The sequence below is a fragment of the Mesorhizobium sp. B2-7-1 genome (assembly GCF_006440735.1).
Taxonomy (GTDB): Bacteria; Pseudomonadota; Alphaproteobacteria; order Rhizobiales; family Rhizobiaceae; genus Mesorhizobium.
On sequence record NZ_VFUA01000043.1, the window covers coordinates 1 to 18,180 of the forward strand.

General features: G+C 64.2%; 19 protein-coding genes and 1 pseudogene. 13 read left to right on the forward strand and 7 right to left on the reverse strand.

What is annotated here, in order from left to right; translation table 11 throughout:
* The first annotated feature begins 79 nt into the window (after positions 1 to 79).
* From FJ471_RS17270 to dnaQ, 4 genes are all read left to right on the forward strand, one after another.
* Entirely contained in the window at positions 80 to 679 is a 600-nt protein-coding gene (locus tag FJ471_RS17270) for a Maf-like protein (RefSeq protein ID WP_140805084.1), read from the forward strand.
* Positions 672 to 1,505, forward strand: a complete 834-nt coding sequence (locus FJ471_RS17275; protein ID WP_140805085.1) for a shikimate dehydrogenase — start codon at positions 672 to 674, stop codon at positions 1,503 to 1,505. The genes FJ471_RS17270 and FJ471_RS17275 overlap by 8 nt, the downstream gene beginning before the upstream one ends.
* Complete coding sequence (gene coaE / locus FJ471_RS17280; protein ID WP_140805086.1) at positions 1,505 to 2,110, forward strand: dephospho-CoA kinase; 606 nt, start codon at positions 1,505 to 1,507, stop codon at positions 2,108 to 2,110. Before FJ471_RS17275 ends, coaE begins: the two co-directional genes overlap by 1 nt.
* A 75-nt stretch (positions 2,111 to 2,185) precedes the next feature.
* Positions 2,186 to 2,890 (forward strand): DNA polymerase III subunit epsilon, encoded by a 705-nt coding sequence (gene dnaQ / locus FJ471_RS17285; RefSeq protein ID WP_140805087.1) that lies wholly within the window; start codon positions 2,186 to 2,188, stop codon positions 2,888 to 2,890.
* Between the two features lie 265 nt (positions 2,891 to 3,155).
* Here the strand turns inward: dnaQ and secB are convergent, their stop codons facing one another.
* Together secB and FJ471_RS17295 are read right to left on the reverse strand one after the other, a co-directional pair.
* Positions 3,156 to 3,659 (reverse strand): protein-export chaperone SecB, encoded by a 504-nt coding sequence (gene secB / locus FJ471_RS17290; RefSeq protein WP_040986315.1) that lies wholly within the window; start codon positions 3,657 to 3,659, stop codon positions 3,156 to 3,158.
* A gap of 515 nt (positions 3,660 to 4,174) precedes the next feature.
* Positions 4,175 to 4,669 carry an FxsA family protein gene (locus FJ471_RS17295; RefSeq protein ID WP_140805089.1) on the reverse strand — a complete coding sequence of 165 codons (495 nt, stop codon included), beginning with the start codon at positions 4,667 to 4,669 and terminating at the stop codon, positions 4,175 to 4,177.
* A 200-nt stretch (positions 4,670 to 4,869) separates the two neighbouring features.
* On the opposite strand from FJ471_RS17295, the gene FJ471_RS17300 reads away from it, so the two are divergent.
* From FJ471_RS17300 to FJ471_RS17315, 4 genes are all read left to right on the forward strand, one after another.
* Positions 4,870 to 5,571, forward strand: coding sequence for a Tim44/TimA family putative adaptor protein (locus tag FJ471_RS17300; RefSeq protein ID WP_140805091.1), 702 nt, complete (start codon positions 4,870 to 4,872; stop codon positions 5,569 to 5,571).
* A 135-nt stretch (positions 5,572 to 5,706) separates the two neighbouring features.
* Complete coding sequence (locus FJ471_RS17305; protein ID WP_140805093.1) at positions 5,707 to 6,813, forward strand: murein transglycosylase A; 1,107 nt, start codon at positions 5,707 to 5,709, stop codon at positions 6,811 to 6,813.
* The gene (locus FJ471_RS17310) at positions 6,810 to 7,334 is read left to right on the forward strand and encodes a Smr/MutS family protein (RefSeq protein WP_140805095.1); all 525 of its coding nucleotides are present in this window, start codon (positions 6,810 to 6,812) and stop codon (positions 7,332 to 7,334) included. Before FJ471_RS17305 ends, FJ471_RS17310 begins: the two co-directional genes overlap by 4 nt.
* A 25-nt stretch (positions 7,335 to 7,359) precedes the next feature.
* Positions 7,360 to 7,722 carry a helix-turn-helix transcriptional regulator gene (locus FJ471_RS17315; protein WP_140805097.1) on the forward strand — a complete coding sequence of 121 codons (363 nt, stop codon included), beginning with the start codon at positions 7,360 to 7,362 and terminating at the stop codon, positions 7,720 to 7,722.
* A 285-nt stretch (positions 7,723 to 8,007) separates the two neighbouring features.
* Here FJ471_RS17315 and FJ471_RS17320 read toward each other — a convergent pair whose 3' ends face one another.
* From FJ471_RS17320 to FJ471_RS17335, 4 genes are all read right to left on the reverse strand, one after another.
* Positions 8,008 to 8,244 (reverse strand): hypothetical protein, encoded by a 237-nt coding sequence (locus FJ471_RS17320; RefSeq protein WP_140805099.1) that lies wholly within the window; start codon positions 8,242 to 8,244, stop codon positions 8,008 to 8,010.
* Positions 8,245 to 8,539: 295 nt separating this feature from the next.
* On the reverse strand, positions 8,540 to 9,157 hold the full coding sequence (locus FJ471_RS17325) for a transglutaminase-like cysteine peptidase (protein ID WP_140805101.1): 618 nt from the start codon (positions 9,155 to 9,157) through the stop codon (positions 8,540 to 8,542).
* A gap of 292 nt (positions 9,158 to 9,449) precedes the next feature.
* Complete coding sequence (locus FJ471_RS17330; protein WP_140805103.1) at positions 9,450 to 10,727, reverse strand: polyhydroxyalkanoate depolymerase; 1,278 nt, start codon at positions 10,725 to 10,727, stop codon at positions 9,450 to 9,452.
* 346 nt (positions 10,728 to 11,073) lie between these two features.
* Positions 11,074 to 11,433, reverse strand: coding sequence for a septal ring lytic transglycosylase RlpA family protein (locus FJ471_RS17335; protein ID WP_140805105.1), 360 nt, complete (start codon positions 11,431 to 11,433; stop codon positions 11,074 to 11,076).
* A 309-nt stretch (positions 11,434 to 11,742) separates the two neighbouring features.
* Between FJ471_RS17335 and FJ471_RS17340 the strand changes: the two genes are divergently transcribed.
* Positions 11,743 to 11,928, forward strand: coding sequence for a hypothetical protein (locus FJ471_RS17340; protein ID WP_140805107.1), 186 nt, complete (start codon positions 11,743 to 11,745; stop codon positions 11,926 to 11,928).
* A gap of 55 nt (positions 11,929 to 11,983) precedes the next feature.
* Here FJ471_RS17340 and FJ471_RS17345 read toward each other — a convergent pair.
* Positions 11,984 to 12,593: pseudogene (locus FJ471_RS17345) on the reverse strand (TauD/TfdA family dioxygenase); the annotation flags it as partial.
* Between the two features lie 273 nt (positions 12,594 to 12,866).
* Between FJ471_RS17345 and FJ471_RS17350 the strand changes: the two are divergent.
* From FJ471_RS17350 to FJ471_RS17365, 4 genes are all read left to right on the forward strand, one after another.
* Positions 12,867 to 14,207 carry an FAD/NAD(P)-binding protein gene (locus FJ471_RS17350; RefSeq protein WP_140805109.1) on the forward strand — a complete coding sequence of 447 codons (1,341 nt, stop codon included), beginning with the start codon at positions 12,867 to 12,869 and terminating at the stop codon, positions 14,205 to 14,207.
* A gap of 330 nt (positions 14,208 to 14,537) precedes the next feature.
* Positions 14,538 to 15,974 (forward strand): pyridoxal-phosphate dependent enzyme, encoded by a 1,437-nt coding sequence (locus FJ471_RS17355; RefSeq protein WP_140805110.1) that lies wholly within the window; start codon positions 14,538 to 14,540, stop codon positions 15,972 to 15,974.
* Positions 15,971 to 17,140, forward strand: coding sequence for a cystathionine gamma-synthase (locus FJ471_RS17360; protein WP_140805112.1), 1,170 nt, complete (start codon positions 15,971 to 15,973; stop codon positions 17,138 to 17,140). Before FJ471_RS17355 ends, FJ471_RS17360 begins: the two co-directional genes overlap by 4 nt.
* A gap of 182 nt (positions 17,141 to 17,322) precedes the next feature.
* Positions 17,323 to 18,051 carry a GntR family transcriptional regulator gene (locus FJ471_RS17365; protein WP_140805114.1) on the forward strand — a complete coding sequence of 243 codons (729 nt, stop codon included), beginning with the start codon at positions 17,323 to 17,325 and terminating at the stop codon, positions 18,049 to 18,051.
* Positions 18,052 to 18,180 lie beyond the last annotated feature (129 nt).

Sequence of the window (18,180 nt, forward strand, 5' to 3'; positions counted from 1 at the left end):
TGGGAGAAGGTGGATCGGCGCCGTAGCGCCGAGACGGATGAGGGGTGCTGGACGGATCGCAACCGTTGGATGAGCCATCATGCCGGAAAAAATTATCCTCGCTTCGGGCAGCCCGTACCGCAAGGCGATGCTCGTCAATGCCGGCCTCGACATCGAGGCGGTGCCGGCAAATGTCGACGAGCGCGCGCTGGAGGCCCCGCTGAAGGACAGCGGCGCCTCGCCGGAGGACGTCGCCTCGATCCTGGCCGAGGCCAAGGCGACCGAGGTCAGCGAGCGCAGGCCAGGCGCGCTGGTGCTCGGCTGCGACCAGACGCTGTCGCTCGGCGACGAGGTCTTTCATAAGCCTGCCGACATGGAAGGCGCGCGCCACCACCTGCTTGCGCTCTCGGACAAGACGCATCAATTGAACAGCGCCGCCGTGCTTTGCCGCGACGGCGCTGTGCTGTGGCGCCATGTCGGCGTTGTGAGCCTCACCATGCGCAAGCTCGATCCCGCCTTCATCGGCCGCCATCTCGCGCGCGTCGGCGCCAAGGCGCTGTCCAGCGTCGGCGCCTATCAGATCGAGGGCGAAGGCATCCAGCTGTTCGACAAGATCGAGGGCGATTATTTGACCATCGTCGGTCTGCCGCTGCTGCCGGTGCTGAAGGAGCTGCGCGCGTTGGGAGCCATCGATGGCTGAGAAAAAGGCCTTCGTCACCGGACATCCGATCGCGCATTCGCGCTCGCCGAAGATCCACGGCCACTGGCTGGCCAAATACGGCATCGACGGCAGCTACCGGGCGCTCGACGTCGCGCCGGTGGATTTCGCCGCTTTCCTGAAATCTCTCGGCGCGGACGGCTATCGCGGCGGCAATGTCACCATCCCGCACAAGGAAGCCGCTTTCGCCGGCGTCGACCGCCGGGACCATGCGGCCGATGAAATCGGCGCGGTCAACACATTGTGGCTCGAGGATGGGCTTCTCTGGGGCGGCAACACCGACGGCTACGGCTTTGCCGCCAATCTCGACCAATATGCGCTTGGATGGGCGGCCAATGGCCCGGCCGTGGTGCTTGGCGCCGGCGGCGCTTCCCGCGCGGTCATCCATGCCTTGAAGGAGCGCGGGGTGACGGATATCCGCATCGTCAACCGGACGCTCGCCCGCGCCGAGGAACTCGGGCGCCACTTTGGCGCCGGCATCTCGGCGCATGGCGCCGATGCGCTCGGCGAGCTGCTCGGCGACGCCGGCCTGCTGGTCAACACCACGGCGCTCGGCATGCATGGCAACGAAGCCCTCGCCGCCGATCCGAGCGGGTTGCCGGACCACGCCGTTGTCACCGACATTGTCTATGTGCCGCTCGAGACGCCTTTGCTTGCCGCCGCCAGGGCGCGCGGCCTCAAGACGGTCGACGGGCTCGGTATGCTGCTGCATCAGGCTGTGCCTGGCTTCGAACGCTGGTTCGGCAGGAAGCCGGAGGTCACGAGCGAGCTGCGGCGCATGATCGTCGCCGACATCGAGGGCCATTGATGATCGTGCTCGGCCTTACCGGATCGATCGGCATGGGCAAGTCGGCGACGGCAAAGATGTTCGCCGAGGCGGGCGTGCCGGTGCATGATTCCGACGAGACCGTGCATCGGCTTTATTCCGGCAAGGCGGCGCCCCTGGTCGAGGCGGCCTTCCCGGGCACGACGCAGGCCGGCGTGGTCGATCGCGTCAGGCTCGCCGGAAAAGTGCTGGGCGATCCCGCCGCGCTGAAGCAGCTCGAGGCGATCGTGCATCCGCTGGTGCGCGCCGACGCCGATGCGTTTCTGGCCAAACACCGCGCCGCCGGTGCGCCGCTCGCCGTGCTCGACATTCCGCTGCTGTTCGAAACGGGCGGCCGCGGCCGCGTCGACAAGGTCGTGGTCGTCACCGCTTCGCCCGAAATCCAGCGCGTCCGTGTGCTCGCTAGGCCAGGCATGAGCGAGGAGAAATTTGCCTCGATCCTCGCCAAGCAGGTGCCCGACGCGGAAAAACGCCGCCAGGCCGATTTCATCATCGACACCGGCCATGGTTTCGAGGCGGCGCGAAAAGCGGTCGAAGCCGTCATCGTCGAATTGACGGGGGATAAGTCCGGCCGGCATGGCTCCTGACGTCCGCTGACAGCAGTCCCCATTGCCATTTTGTTCTGGTTTGTGATTCTGCTCTTTGGAGCGGATTGATTCGAAATGCGTGAGATCATCTTCGATACGGAAACCACCGGCCTCGATTTGCGCGACGACCGCATCATCGAGCTCGGCGGCGTCGAGCTGGTCAACCGCTTCCCGACCGGCCGCACCTTTCACAAATTCATCAATCCGCAAGGCCGCGCCATCCACGCCGAGGCGCAGGCCGTGCATGGTATCAGCGCCGCCGACCTTGTCGGCAAGCCAACCTTTGCCGAAATCGCGCAGGAATGGCTGGACTTTACCGACGGCGCCAAGCTGATCGCGCACAACGCCACCTTCGATATCGGCTTCCTCAACATCGAGTTCAGCCGGCTCGACCAGGCGGCCATCGATCCCGGCCGCATCGTCGACACGCTGGCGCTGGCGCGCCGCAAGCATCCGATGGGCCCGAACTCGCTCGACGCGCTCTGCCGGCGCTACGGCATCGACAACACGCGCCGCACCAAGCACGGCGCGCTGCTCGATTCCGAATTGCTGGCCGAGGTCTATATCGAGCTCATCGGCGGCAAGCAGGCGGCGCTCGTGCTGGAAGCGGTGGCGGTGCAGATGAACGGCTCAGGCGAGGTGGCCGACATCGACATCTCGGTCGGCGCAAGACCCATCGCCCTGCCGCCGCGCTTGAGCGAGGTGGACCGCGCGGCGCATGCCGGGCTGGTTTCGACGCTCGGCGAAAAGGCGCTGTGGCTGAAAGTGGCGGTGGGCTGAGCGGGCCCTCTTGGCGCCAACCGTCGCGATTAGCCGAACCGCCCATCCCTTCGTCATACTCGGGCTTGACCCGAGTATCCATGCCGTGACCTCTGCCACAGAGTGCAACGGTGCGGAATTCTGTAACCGTTGCAACCCCTTGGCGTCACGGCATGGATCGCTGGACCGTCTCAGCCAATCGCGAACGTTGGCGACAGCCAGCATCTCCAACAAAAAAAGCCCGGCGCGAAGCCGGGCTCTCGATACGATGTGACGGTGCGCCTTCTCAGCTCACCTGGACCTTGCTCGCCGCCGCCTGGTCCTCGGCGATGCGCTGCTGGAACATCTGCGCGAAATCGATCGGGTCGAGCATCAGCGGCGGGAAGCCGCCATTGCGCGTGGCGTCGGCGATGATCTGGCGGGCGAACGGGAACAGGAGCCGCGGGCATTCGATGAAGAGCAGCGGCAGCATGTGCTCCTGCGGGAAGCCCGAGATGGCGAAGACGCCGCCATAGACCAGCTCGACATTGAACAGCACTTCCTGGTCGAAGGAGGCCTTGGCGTTCAGCGTCAGATTGACGTCGAACTGCTTGTCCGAGAGCGGGTTGGCGTTGACGTTGACATTGATGGCGATGCCAGGCGCCTTGTCGCGGCCGCGCAGCGAATTCGGCGCGCCGGGGCTTTCGAAGGACAGGTCCTTCACATATTGCGCAAGCACATTGAGCGACGGCTGGTTCTGGGTGCCGTTGCCGTTGGCGGCGCCGGTCGCGGCGTCATCGTTGCTGGCCATGAGCCTTGGTCCTTTTGCCTGGGCAGCACTGCTGACCGGATTGAAATCGCGGGTTCGCTACCATGGCCTGCTGGACAAAACAAGTTTTGCCGCCTCTGTCGGCAGAAGGAGCAGGACAGTGCAAACGTTGGGGATTTGGCCAAAGCTCCCCAACCTCGTCATTCCAGGGCGGAGCAGCTGCGGAGCAGCGTCGCGGAGACCCTGGAATCCATTCCGTGACCCTGATCGTAGGACGCAGCAGAGCGGAATTCCGCACCGTTGCGGCGCTCATGCGTCACGGCATGGATACTCGGGTCAAGCCCGAGTATGACGACGTCACGTGGGCTCGGGCTAATCTCGGACGTCGGCAAGCCCGGCATCGCCGCACGATCGTTTCCATTGAGGCCGTCTGGATCAGGGACGACATTCTGCGCGCTTCGCTTCTTGCTCCGCCCGTGGATGACGATCGCAGTGGGCGCTTCGGCCAGTCTCCAAGGCATCTTACTTGCCAACGCGAACGACCGGCCAGAATCCGACTAGTCGTTCTTCAGCCGCCGCCAGGGCGAATTGTGGTCCGGCCGGTTCGGATAATCGTCGCGCGAATAGTCGCTGTCGTCGAGATCGATGACAGTATCGCGCCGGCGCGCCGAAAAGCCGCTCGAGAAGCTGGTCGCCATGACGATGCGGCTCTTTAGCACGCGCCAGGCGAAGTCGCGCACCGGCGGCAGCAAGAGAAGAATGGCGAAAATGTCGGTGATGAAGCCCGGGATGATCAACAGGATCGCCGCCAGCACGATCATCGCGCCATGCGCGAGCTGGCGGCTGGGATCATGCCCGGCATCCATTTCCGCCCGCACCCGCGTCATGACGCCGAAACCCTGATGCCGCAGCAGCAGGCTGCCGGCGACGCTGGAAAGGATGACCAGCCCGACCGTCGCCAAAGCGCCGATTTCGCGGCCGACAACCACGAAGCCGGCGATCTCCAGCAGCGGCAGCAACAGCAGGAACAGCGGGATGAACGAAATGCGCAAGTCTTGACCGATCGCTTTCTTGTTTTGCGGCCTGGCGGATAATCGCCACTGGCCTTGGCGCCCTTAGATAGGTATGGCTGCCTTTGATTTGAATGATTGCGCCTACCGTTCTATATGCTTTGAGTGTTGAACGCTATGCGACCGCCGCCCCGACGGGTTAAGCCGGTCCGGCAAGAACAGGGTTCGAGTTGGCGGAAAATATGGGTTTCTTCGACTTCGGCACGATTTTCTTCCTGATTGCGGCGGTTGTGATCTTTTTCCAGCTGCGTAACGTGCTTGGGCGTCGCACCGGAAACGAGCGTCCGCCCTTCGATCCCTACTCGGCGAGCCGCACGCGCGAGGCCGATGCGGCGCAGAAGCCCGAAAATGTGGTGTCGCTGCCGCGCAAGCGCATGCCTGGCGAGGCCGAGACCTATGCCGATATCGACGCCTTCGCCAAGCCCGACACCGATCTCAACAAGGGCCTGCGCACCATCAAGGACAATGATGCGTCCTTCGAGCCCAAGGGCTTCGTCGACGGCGCCAAGATGGCCTATGAGATGATCGTCATGGCCTATGCCGACGGCGACCGCAAAACGCTGAAGAACCTTCTGTCGCGCGAGGTCTATGACGGCTTCGTCGCCGCGATCGGCGAGCGCGAGGCGAAGTCGGAGAAGATCCAGTCGTCCTTCGTCGGCATCGACAAGGCCGACATCGTCGCCGCCGAAATGAAGGGCTCGGAAGCGCATCTCACGCTGCGCATCGTCTCCGAGCTGATCTCGGCGACCCGCGACAAGGCCGGCGCCGTCATCGACGGCGACCCGGAAACGGTGGCCGAGGTCAAGGATGTCTGGACCTTCGCCCGCGACACGCGCTCGCGCGACCCGAACTGGAAGCTCGTCGCCACCGAAGAAGAAGATTGATCTAGAGCATGATGCCGAAAAGTGTGGAGCGGTTTTCGGATGACATCATGCTCCATATCTTTGAATTAGAGGCGGATTCAGATTTCAGGTCGGACAGACCTGAAATCGTCCGTCTCTAAGTGGCGGGGCTCGGTCGTGCCGCTCTCTTCCACATTCAGGGAAAAATCGTTCGATGACCTGCCCGGCTGGAGCGGGGATGATCACGCTGCGGCATTCGCCGCATTTCGCCGCTCGGCCTTCCACGCGCCGATAAAACCTTACCGCACCGGATCGCTCGGCGTCGATTTCAATGCTTTTGCCGATGCCTATGCCCAGGCGCGTGCCGTTTCGGAGCCGAATCGGTTCGAGGCGCGATCCTTCTTCGAACGGCATTTCGTCCCCGCTCTGGTCGTCCCCGACAATGGAGGCTCGGGTCTCGTCACCGGTTTTTATGAACCGCAAGTCGAGGCCTCGCCGGTCAGGACGGAGCGGTTCACCGTGCCGCTGCTGTCCCGCCCCGCCGACCTGGTCGACATCGACGACGGCAACCGGCCGGCCGGCATGGATGCCTATCTGGCCTTCGCCCGCCGGACGGATACCGGCCCTGCCGAATATTTCGACCGCGGCGAAATCGAGCGCGGCGCGCTTGCCGGCCAGAACCTCGAAATCGCCTGGCTCGCCGAAAAGGTCGACGCCTTCTTCGTCCATGTGCAGGGCGCAGCTAGACTGAAGATGACCGACGGCAGGCTCACCCGCGTCACCTATGCCGCCAAGTCCGGCCAGCGCTTCGCCGGCCCCGGCAAGGTCCTGAGCGATCTCGGCGAGATCCCGCTGGAAAAGGTGACGATGCAGTCGATCCGCGCCTGGTTCAAGGCGCATCCCGATCGCGTCGACGAGATCCTGTGGCAAAACCGCTCCTATATCTTCTTCCGCGAAGCCGCGGTCGACGATGCGGCGCTTGGGCCGATCGCCGCCGCCAAGGTGCCGCTGACGCCTGGGCGCTCGGTCGCGGTCGACCGCCTGCTGCACACTTTCGGCACGCCCTTCTATATCGACGCGCCGACGCTCACCGCCTTCGGCGAAAAACCGTTCCGGCGGCTGATGATCGCGCAGGACACCGGCTCGGCCATCACTGGCCCGGCCCGCGGCGATCTCTTCGCCGGCTCCGGCGATGCCGCCGGCGAAATCGCCGGCGTCGTCCGCAATGCGGCGGATTTTTATGCCCTGGTTCCCCGCGGCCTGCTCGACGGAGCGACCCGGTGAGTCGCCGCGACGACCATCTGAGCGACGACGACCGCATCCTGTGGAACCTGGTGGCGCGTTCGGCCCGGCCGCTGAAGGGCAAGACCGCGGTCGAGATCCCCGACATCGTCGAGCCGCCGCCCGAGCCGCCGCGCCCGCCCGTCAACGGCGTTGCGGCGGTGGCCGCCAAGCCGAAGACGCCGCATGTCTCGCATACGCTCGACGACCAGACGCTGCACAAGCTGAAAAAAGGCCGGCTGCCGCTCGAAGGCCGCGTCGACCTGCACGGCATGACGCAGGACGAGGCCTATTCGCTGCTGCTCACCTTCCTCAACCGGGCGCATGCCGGCGGCATCCGCTATGTGCTGATCATCACCGGCAAGGGTTCGTCCTCCGGCGGCGATGGCATCCTGCGCCGCGCCGTGCCGGCCTGGCTGTCGACGCCCGCTTTTAGGCATCTTGTGTCCAGCCACGATCACGCCGCCCGCAACCACGGCGGTTCGGGCGCGCTCTATGTGCGGCTGCGGCGGATACGCGCATGAGCGGGCCGACCAAGAGGATGCCTAGGTGACCCCGTTCGGCGAAAAGCTCAGGGCGCTGCGCGCCGAACGCGGCGTCAGCCAGAAGGCGATGGCCGAGGCCATCGGCGTCAGCGCCGCCTATCTGTCGGCGCTCGAGCACGGCCGCCGCGGCGCCCCGACCTGGACGCTGATCCAGAAGATCATCGGCTATTTCAACATCATCTGGGACGATGCCGAGGATCTCGCCCGTCTCGCCGAAAGCTCGCATCCCAGGGTTAGGATCGACACGTCCGGCCTGTCGCCGGCGGCGACCGAGCTGGCCAACCTTCTGGCCGAAAGCATCGAGAGGTTGGACGAGGCGGAGTTGCGGAAAATCACGGCGACGGTCCGGGCCGCGCTGAGGGGATAGTTTGCCAGGATGACAAACGGGTGGGTTTATCCGAAGCGCCCGAACTTCGTCATCCACGGGCGGAGCGGTAGCGAAGCGGACGCGCAGACCCGAGGATCCATTCCGTGACCTTTGGCCGGGGGATGCAGCGGAGCAGAATTCTGCATCCCGGTAACGCCTCAACTTCACGGAATGGATTCCAGGGTCTGCGCGCGTCGCTCTGCTCCTTGCTCCGCCCTGGAATGACGAAGCCGCGTGACCGTTGCCTTCGCCCTCCACAACTGAGCCCGTAGGAGCCGCCCGAGATCAATACTTGCCGGCGCCCGCGCCGTTGGTGCTGCCCCGGCCGCCATTGTCGTGATCGCCGCCGCGACCGTGCCCGCCCATGCAACTCGCATCGCCGGCGCCACAGCAATGGCCACTCCACAGATCATTGAGGTTTTTCTGGGCGCAGCTTTTGACGGTCTCGTCCGCCAGGGCGGATCCGGTCAGGGCCGACACCGCGACGGCGGCAAGCAGGGTGTTTCGCAGGAAAGCAGTCATTTGAATTCTCCATGTTGAGTTTCAATCCACGGCCGTGTGTCGCCGGCCGGGCGGAAATGGTTCATGGAGTTGTGAGACTTCGTCATCCACGGGCGGAGCGGGAGCGAAGCGGACGCGCAGACCCGAGGATCCATTCCGTGATCTCGCGCGAAGGGCAAAGACGGCGCAAGACAGAGGTCGTTCTGCATCGCTGCGATGCGCGAAGGTCGCGGAATGGATTCTAGGATCTGCGCTGCGTCGCTACGCTCCTCGCTTCGCCCACACATGACGAAAATTAGGGTGCGCCCAGCTCTTCCTACTGCACCGAGCCGACCAGCACCGCCTGGCCGTCGCGGATCGAGACCCAGCGTCCGGTGTTGTCGATCGCCTGGCGCTTAAGGTAGCGGTAGCCGGTCGCGTCCCAGGCTTTGACCTTGTCGGTCAGATTGTCGAGCACGTAATCGCCCTTGTCGGTGCGCACCGTCAGCACCGAATGGCCTTCGCCGTCGGGCTTGCGCACGACGGTGATCAGAAGGTCGGCCAGCGACATGCCCATGCGGTAGAGCTGGCGGCGCTTCTCCAGCACATAGTCCTCGCAGTCGCCATAGCCGTCATCCGGATAGGCCCAGACTTCGTCCTTGCCGTAGTGATCGAGATCGCTCATCGGCTTGACGGCGGCATTGACCTTGGCGGTCACGCTGACCAGCCGGCGCCACAGGCTGTCGGTCATCCTGGCAGGATCGAGATTGGCCGGATGGATGTTGCATTCGTTCGGATGCGATTTGCAGAAATCGTAATGGCCGATCGGCTGCGATGTCAGGCCGCCCGTGGCCATCGCGCCTGCCGCCCATGCCGGCACCGCCCAATGCGCAGAGATCGCCAGCCCTGCGACTGCACATAAACGCAGAATTCGCGTCATCGCTGAGGAAGTCATTGCCCCCGCCGCCCTGTTCTTTATTAACGAAACGTTAAAGGCGATTTACAGTCCGTGTCAATTGGAGACGACGGTCCGTTTGGCGGCATGGTTACCTGGACGATCCCGTAGCGGCAGTTTCGCAACAGAGGCATGGCCGCAACACCGCCGGCTGCCAGAGCAATTCCAGGAAAAGTGTGACACGGTTTTCCGTCTGGAATTGCGCAAAAGAAGGAGATAGAGCGGTTCGCCGTTTGCGTGAAACGGTGAAGCGCTTTAGGCGGCGGCAGGGCTGATGCCGGGGTTCCGGCCGTCAGCTTTTGGCGGAACGGACCAGCTTCGGCTTCACCGCCACCCGCTGCTGGCGGCCATAGCTCGAAATGAAGTCGGCGATGCGCGGCACGATCTCCGAGCGGAAGCGCGAGCCGTTGAAGACGCCGTAATGGCCGACGGCCGGCTGCATGTAATGCGCTTTTTTGTCGGCCGGGATGTTGACGCAAAGGTCATGCGCGGCATGGGTCTGGCCGAGGCCGGAAATGTCGTCGTTCTCGCCCTCGATGGTCAGCAGCGCGACATTGCGGATCGCCTTCGGATCGACAGGCTCGCCGCGATGCGTCATCTCGCCCTTCGGCAAAGCGTGGCGCACGAACACGGTGTCGACCGTCTGCAGGTAGAACTCCGCCGTCAGGTCCATCACCGCCAGATATTCGTCGTAGAAGTCGCGGTGCTTCTCGGCGCTGTCGCCGTCATGCTTCACAAGGTGCATGAAGAAGTCCTTGTGGGCGATGATGTGGCGGTCGAGATTCATGCTCATGAAGCCCGAAAGCTGCAGGAAACCTGGATAGACCACGCGGCCAAAGCCCGGCACCGGCCAGGGCGCCTGCATGACGACATTGTCGCGGAACCAGTCGATGCCCTTTTCCTTGGCCAGGAGATTGACCGCGGTCGGATTGCGGCGCGTGTCGACCGGGCCGCCCATCAGCGTCATGGTCGAGGGCACGAAGGGATCGCCGCGCTTTTCCATCAGCGCCACCGCCGCCAGCACCGGCACGGAAGGCTGGCACACGGCCATCACATGCGTGTCGGGACCGAGCGCATGGAATATGTCGATGACGTAGTCGATATAGTCGTCGAGATCGAAGCTGCCTTGCGCCACCGGCACCATGCGGGCGTCGACCCAGTCGGTGATGTGCACGTCGGCATGGGGCAGCATCGCCTCGACCGTGCCGCGCAGCAGCGTCGCGTAATGGCCCGACATCGGCGCCACGATGAGCAGCTTCGGGTCCGGCTTGCGGCCGGCCGGCAGCGCGCGCTCGAAACGGATCAGGTTGCAGAACGGCTTCGACCAGACGGTCTTTTCGGTGACGCCGACGCTTTTCCAGTCGACCACGGTCTTGTCCAGGCCGAATTGCGGCTTGCCGTAGCGGCGGGTGGTGCGCTCGAAGAGCTCCGCGGTCGCCGCGACCGAGCGGCCGAAGGGCGTGTGGGAAATCGGATTGAGCGGGTTTGAATAGAAGAGCCGCACCGCGTCGGCATAGAGCCGGGCCGGCTGCAGCGCCGCATGGTTCAATTCGTAGAGCTGGTAGAACATCGCGAACCCCGCTGCCGTCCGACGACCAAAGGGACGACGAACCGCGCCGAGCCTTGAATGTCTCCCGGCGAGGTTAACAAGATATTGTTGCGATGCAATACGTCACGTCGCGTGAACAATGCGTCTTTGGTGCAAAGCGTTGGGAATCGGTCGCGAACGGCGGAGCCGGCTCAATGTGCGCTGCCGAAATGTGAAGGATATGTGTCCGGCCCTCATGCCGGACACCGGCCATGATCCCCAACCTCGAAGGTGGCCTTGGATCATGGTCAGATAGCAACAGCATGGTGCCGAAAAGCGTGAAGCGGTTTTCGGACGACACCATGCTCCGTCTTCAATTCAGAGCCGGCTAGACGCGCGCCATGCAGACGGCGGTGTGTCCCGAACCGATGAAGCCCAACTGGCTGGCGGCGCCGCGGGAGAGATCGAGCACGCGTCCCCTGACGAACGGGCCGCGATCGTTGATGCGCACGACGACGCTGCGGCCATTGTCTTTGTTGGTGACCCGGAGCTTGGTGCCGAAGGGCAAGGTGCGATGGGCGGCGGTCATTGCCGAGGGGTTCATGCGTTCCCCTGAGGCGGTTCTGGAATGCAGCGCATACCAGGAAGCGCGGCCGCACTGCGCGGCGGAGGAGGCGGACGAGGCGCCGGCCATCAGGCCAGCCGCGATCGTTACCGCGACAAGCGCGGTCTGGTTGGTTTTCTTCATGCTTTGGGGGTGGCTCCGTTAGAGATAGGCCCCGCCGTTAAGTGCCGAATGAGGCGGGAAATGCGGCAGCCTTCTGGCGGTTCCGTGGCGAGGGCACACGTTTGGAGTCGCCGCGAAACAGTTTGTCATGATATTTCTGACGCCGACAGGGCGTATTCTCAATGAATATCGGTCCGATATCCGGGGCATCCCGGGTAAGATCGGCCGTCGAGATTCAAGTAGAGAGAAGCGGTACTGCTTCGCTTCCTCGGCGTCTTTTGTCGCGTCCCCATTGCCGTTCAGGATCGACTTCCGGAGAGGGTCAAGCCGATGCGATTGATCAGGTTTGTCCTGGCGCTGATTGTGCTTGGTCTGGGCGCGCTGTGGTCGTTGCAGGGCCTCGGCCTGGTCAAGGGCAGCTTCATGACCGGACAGACGCAGTGGCTTTATGTCGGGCTCGTCACCATGCTGATCGGCATCGTCGGGCTCAGCTGGGCGACCCGCTCGCGCGTCTGATCGGTGGCGCCCCCCTTCTCCCCTTGTTGTGGGAGAAGGGGCCGCCCGACAGCTCTTAAGCCGCTTTTGCCGCCGTTTTGGCCGATTTGACCTGGGTGGCGCTGCGGCGTCCGTCGACGCTGACCGGCACGTCGCCGTCGACCGTGGCGCGCCGCACGATCCGGTGCTCGGCGCCATAGTCGTTGACCGCATAATGCTGCGTGGCCCGGTTGTCCCAGATCGCCACGTCGCCGGCCTGCCACCGCCAGCGCACGGTGTTCTCGGGCGTCGTCACATAGCTCTGGAACAGCTCGTAGAGTTTTGACGAGTCGCTCTTCGACAGGCCGACGAAGCGCTGGACGAAATTGCCGAGCAGCAGCGAGCGCTCGCCGGTCTCCGGATGCACGCGCACGACAGGATGCTCGGTTTCGTAGACGGTCGAGGTGAAGACCTCCTCGAAATGCTTCCTTTCCTCGGCCGAGGCGCGGGGACGGACGGCGGCGTAATCATAGGCATTGCTGTGAATCGCCCACAGGTTCTCCGCCAGGAGCTTGAGCGGCGCCGGCAGGCTTTCATAGGCGGCATGCGTGTTGGACCAGATCGTGTCGCCTCCGGTAGCGGGAATGACGACGCCGCGCAGCACCGGGATAGGCGTCCACGAAGGTGACGTCTGTGTGCCACTGGTCCCTCCGCTCGTCATGTATGGACGGCCCCTCCTGGGCCGAACGAAAATTCTCCCATCGCCCCATTCAGGCAAATCCATGCTTCAAATCGCAGGCGAATTGGAAACCGGGTTTCGTGCCCGACCCGCTTAGTATAGTAATCTTATCAACATTGGGAGTGAGAGAACGATGCGCGACCTTCTGAAGACCGTTCCGGCGATCGTTCGCGGCCCGCAGCCGAGGCGGCTCGCGGCGAGCGCCGCGCGCTGATCGCTCGATAAATTCCGGCTAGCAGTCATGGTTGGACGCGCCAATTCCATCATCATTGTCGGCGGCGGCGCCAGCGGTGTCGTGCTGGCCGCGCATCTGTTGAAGTCGCCCAATCCGGATTTGCGTGTCACGCTGATCGAGAAGCGGCCGCATTTCGGCCAGGGCATGGCCTATTCGACGCTGCTTTCGGCGCATGTGCTCAACGTCAACGCCTCCGGCATGAGCGCCTATGCCGACGACCCCACCCATTTCGCGCGCTGGGTGCTGGAGCGCGGCCTCGCCAAGCCGGACCAGGGGCCGTTCTATGCGCCGCGCAGCCTCTATGCACGCTATCTGCAGGACGTGCTCGAGGGCCTGGAGGAACGCGAGCGCGAGACCGGTCGTCTGCGGCTGATCCGCGAGGAGAGCCTGTCCATCTCGCCAACCCCGTCGGGCGTCGAGGTGGCCCTGGCCAACGGTACCAGCGTCGTCGCGCATCTGGCCGTTTTGGCGACCGGCCATGACGAGCAGCCCGGCGCCTTCCAGGGCCAAGCCATCCGTATGGGATCGGAGGCCGATACCAAACTCGATCCGCAGGCCGCCGTCCTGCTGCTCGGCACCGGCTTGAGCATGGTCGACGCCTTCCTGTCGCTCCAGCAGCGCGGCCATTCGGGCGCCATCATAGCTGTGTCGCGGCGCGGCCTGCTGCCGTCGCCGCACCGCAAGGGCAACCCCATCAAGCTCGATATCGCCGACATTCCGCTCGGCACCGAGCTTTCCTACTTCGTCGGCTGGTTCCGCAACCTGATCCGCGAGACCCAGAAGGCCGGCGGCGACTGGCGCGACGTGGTCGACGGCCTGAGGCCGTTCAACCAGACGATCTGGCAGAACTGGCCGTCCTCGGCCAAGCGCCGCTTCGTCGAGCACACCAAGGCCTGGTGGGACATCCACCGCCACCGCATGGCGCCGGAGGTCTTCGCGCGCGTTACCGAAGCGGTGCGCTCGGGCCGCATCCGCCTCATTGCCGGCAGGGTCGTGAATGTCGAGGCGAATGGCGGTTCCGTCGTGAAGATCCAGCCGCGCGGCACGCAGGATGTCGAGACCCTGGAGGTCGGCCGCCTCTATGATTGCATGGGCATCGCCCGCGACATTTCGAGGACGTCGAACGGCGTCGTGCGCTCGCTGATCGAGCGCGGCCTGGCGCGACCGGATCCGCTGCGCCTCGGCCTCGATGTCACCGCGAAATGCGAGCTGATCGCGGCCGACGGCACGGTGTCGTCGAAGCTGCTCGCCGTCGGCCCGCTGACGCGCGGCACCTTCTTCGAGATCGACGCCATCCCGGATATCCGGGTGCAATGCGCGAAGCTGGGCAAGCAGCTGCTGGGGTGATTTTTCGTCGAGGTCGGCGATCCGTCGCCCCCCTCTCTGTCCGGCAGGACAGAGAGGGGGGACTTGGCGCCGGCCTAAATGAGAAGCGTGAAGCGCACGCTCGCCTGAAATTCCATTCCTCCACTCGCCGCCGGATTGGCACGATCTATCTTCTTTCCAGATGAAAAGGGCTGGAAAAGACGGCGTCGCGCGATCCGCGAAACCGGAATGGGTTGCGGCGGCTAGAGCATGATCCCAAAAAGTGGGAACCGGTTTTGGAAAAGATCATGATCCAACAAGGATGCGCGAGATTGCGAACACCCGCATCGACCTGCTTCCATGGAGCAACTGATGAGCGAGCAAAGACAACCGGCGCCCGGCGGGGCGGACACCAACCTGTCGAGGCTGCGGCCGCCTTATGCGTCGGTGCTCGACCTGATCGGCCAGACGCCGATCGTCGAGCTGACCAGATTCGACACCGGCAAATGCCGCCTGTTCATCAAGCTCGAAAGCCAGAATCCCGGCGGCTCGATCAAGGACCGCATCGCGCTGTCGATGATCGCGGCGGCCGAGAAATCGGGCGTGCTGAAGCGCGGCGGCACCATCGTCGAGGCGACCGCCGGCAACACCGGCCTCGGCCTTGCCCAGGTAGGCATCCCGAAAGGCTATCGCATCATCCTGGTCGTGCCCGACAAGATGTCGCGCGAAAAGATCCAGCATCTGCGCGCTTTGGGCGCCGAGGTGCGCATGACCCGCTCCGATGTCGGCAAGGGCCATCCCGAATATTACCAGGACATGGCCGAGAAGATCGCCGCCGAATTGCCTGGCGCCTTCTACGCCAACCAGTTCGCCAACCCGGCCAACCCGCTGGCGCATGAGACGACCACCGGCCCGGAAATCTTCTCGCAGCTCGAAGGCGATGTCGACGCGGTTGTGGTCGGCGTCGGCTCGGGCGGCACGCTCACCGGCCTCGGCCGCTTTTTCGCGAAACACTCGCCCAAGACCGAGATGGTGCTGGCCGACCCAGTCGGCTCGGTGCTGGCGCCGCTGATCAAGACCGGCAAGATGGAAGAGGCCGGCAGCTGGACCGTCGAAGGCATCGGCGAGGATTTCGTGCCGCCCAATGCCGATCTGTCGCTGGTCAAGAAGGCCTATTCGATTCCCGACAAGCAGAGCATGCTGGCCGTGCGTGATCTGTTGTCGCGCGAAGGCATCCTCGCCGGCTCGTCGTCGGGCACGCTGTTGTCGGCGGCCCTGCGCTATTGCCGCGAGCAGACGGTGCCGAAACGCGTCGTCACCTTCGTCTGCGACAGCGGCAACAAATATCTGTCGAAAGTCTTCGACGATATCTGGCTGGCCGAGCAGGGCCTTGCCGACCAGGAGCAGCATGGCGATCTGCGCGACCTCGTCATGCGCTCGCCGCGCACCGGCGACATCGTCACCGTCGGCCCGGACGAGAGCCTGCTCAACGCCTATGGCCGCATGCGCCGCTCCGACGTCTCGCAACTGCCGGTGCTGGATGAAGGCAGGCTGATCGGCATCGTCGACGAGAGCGACATCCTGGCCAAGGTCGACGGCCCCTATGACGGCCGCTGGGACCGCTTCAACGGCCCGGTGCGCTCGGCCATGACGTCCAACCTGCACACGCTGCAGGCCAACCAGACGCTCGATGCGCTCTTGCCCGTCTTCGACCGCAACGAGGTCGCCATCGTCTTCGATGGCGAGGAGTTCGTTGGCCTGATAACCCGTATCGACCTGATCAACCATTTGAGGCGCCGCGCAAAATGACGTCAAACGGCAAGAACCGCCTGGCCTTTTCCACCCGCACCATCCATGGCGGCCAGAGCCACGACCCGCTGACCGGCGCGGTGATGGTGCCGATCTACGCCACCTCCACTTACGGCCAGCAGTCGCCCGGGGTGCACAAGGGCTTTGAGTATGCCCGCAGCCAGAACCCGACGCGCTTCGCCTTCGAGCGCGCCGTGGCAGACCTCGAAAGCGGCTCGGCCGCCTTCGCCTTCGCCTCCGGCCTGGCGGCGATCGGCACGGTGCTCGAGCTGCTCGACTCCGGCGCCCACATCGTCGCCACCGACGACATCTATGGCGGCTCGTTCCGACTGATGGAGCGCGTGCGCAAGCGCTCCGCCGGCCTTGAGGTGAGTTTTGCCGACTTCACCGACCTTGCCGCGGTCGAGGCGGCGATCCGCCCCGAGACGAAGCTGCTCTGGGTCGAGACGCCGACCAACCCGCTGCTGCGCATCGTCGATCTCGAAGCGCTCGCGGCCTTGGCCAAACGCAAGGGCTTGCTCACCGTCGCCGACAACACGTTCTGCAGCCCTTATATCCAGCGTCCGCTGGAGCTCGGCATCGACATCGTCGTGCATTCGACGACGAAATATTTGAACGGCCATTCCGACATGGTCGGCGGCGTCGCGGTCGTCGGCGACAACAAGGACCTCGCGGCGCAATTGAAATTCCTGCAGAACGCCATCGGCGCCATCTCCGGCCCGTTCGACAGCTTTCTCGCGCTGCGCGGCATCAAGACCCTGGCGCTCAGGATGGAGCGTCACTCGGCCAACGGCTTGAAAATAGCGCAATGGCTGGAAACGCGAAAAGACGTCCGCCGCGTCATCTATCCCGGCCTCGCCAGCCACCCGCAGCACGCCATCGCCGTCCAACAGATGCACGCCTTCGGCGGCATGATCTCGGTCGACCTCGACCGCGATCTGGCGGGAACGAAGCGCTTCCTCGAACGCACCCAGCTCTTCACGCTGGCCGAAAGCCTGGGCGGCGTCGAAAGCCTGATCGAGCATCCCGCGCTGATGACGCACGGCTCGATCCCGGCGGAAAAACGCGCGGCCATCGGCATATCGGATTCGCTGGTGCGGCTGTCCTGCGGGATCGAGGATGGCGATGATCTGATCGCGGATCTGGAGCAGGCTCTGGCGCACTAGCGCAATTCCAGGAAAAATGTGAGCGGTTTTCCATCCGGGAATTGCGACAAACAAGGAGATAGAGCGCTTCGCCGTTCCATGAAACGGTGAAAACGCTCTAAGCGCAACTGAGTGCACTTTGCGTTTTCGGAACGTATCATATTGGCGCTTGCCTTTCGGCGGGCGCCAATATGAGGACGGGAATGGCAAGGAAACGCAACGATGACGAGAAGCCTGCACCGGACCGCGCGCGCGCCGTGCGTGCCGCCGACAGCGTCGAGCGGGTCTATGCGCGGATCAAAGACTTCGCCATAGACTACCGATTCCGGCCTGGCGAAAGGATCAACGAGGTCGAGCTCGCCGCCGAGCTGGCGGTCAGCCGCACGCCGGTTCGCGCCGCCCTCAACAGGCTGCAGCGGGACGGTTTTGTCACCGCGGTGCCAAACAAGGGTTTTTTCGCTCGCGAACTGACGCCGGAAGCGGTGCGCGATCTCTATGAACTTCGCGCGGCGATCGAGCGGGCTGCCTTCGTGCTTGCCTGTAAACGGGCGACCGACGCCGAGATCAAAGCGGCGGCCGAGGCCTGGACGAGGCACAGCAGCCTGAAGGATGAAGGCTCATGGGCGAAGATCGCCGTCGCCGACGAAAGCTTCCATAGGGCGCTGACAAAACTGTCGAAGAATGCGCAGATGATCGGCGCGCTGGACGGCCTTTGCGCGCGCATCCGCTTCTTCAGACGTATCGATCTGGAGTCCGCGCCGCGACGCGACCGCACCTATCACGAACATGACGCGATCATCGACGCCTTGCGCCGCCGCGATGCCGCCGATGGAGCAAGTCTTCTCGAAAGACACATCACGCTGAGCTCTGCGCATGCCATCGAGGTGGCCGCCCGCGGCCTGGCACGGCTTTTTCCGGACACCGCCGCGTAGAGGGACCTTCGCCCAAAGCCTCCCTGCGTGATCCTTAGCGTCCCGAGGAAGGGCTGCCCCGCCGGCTCCCCAAAGATCTGCCAATCGCAGGCTGCCCCTTGCGGATCGCGAATTCCATTCTAAAGTGTA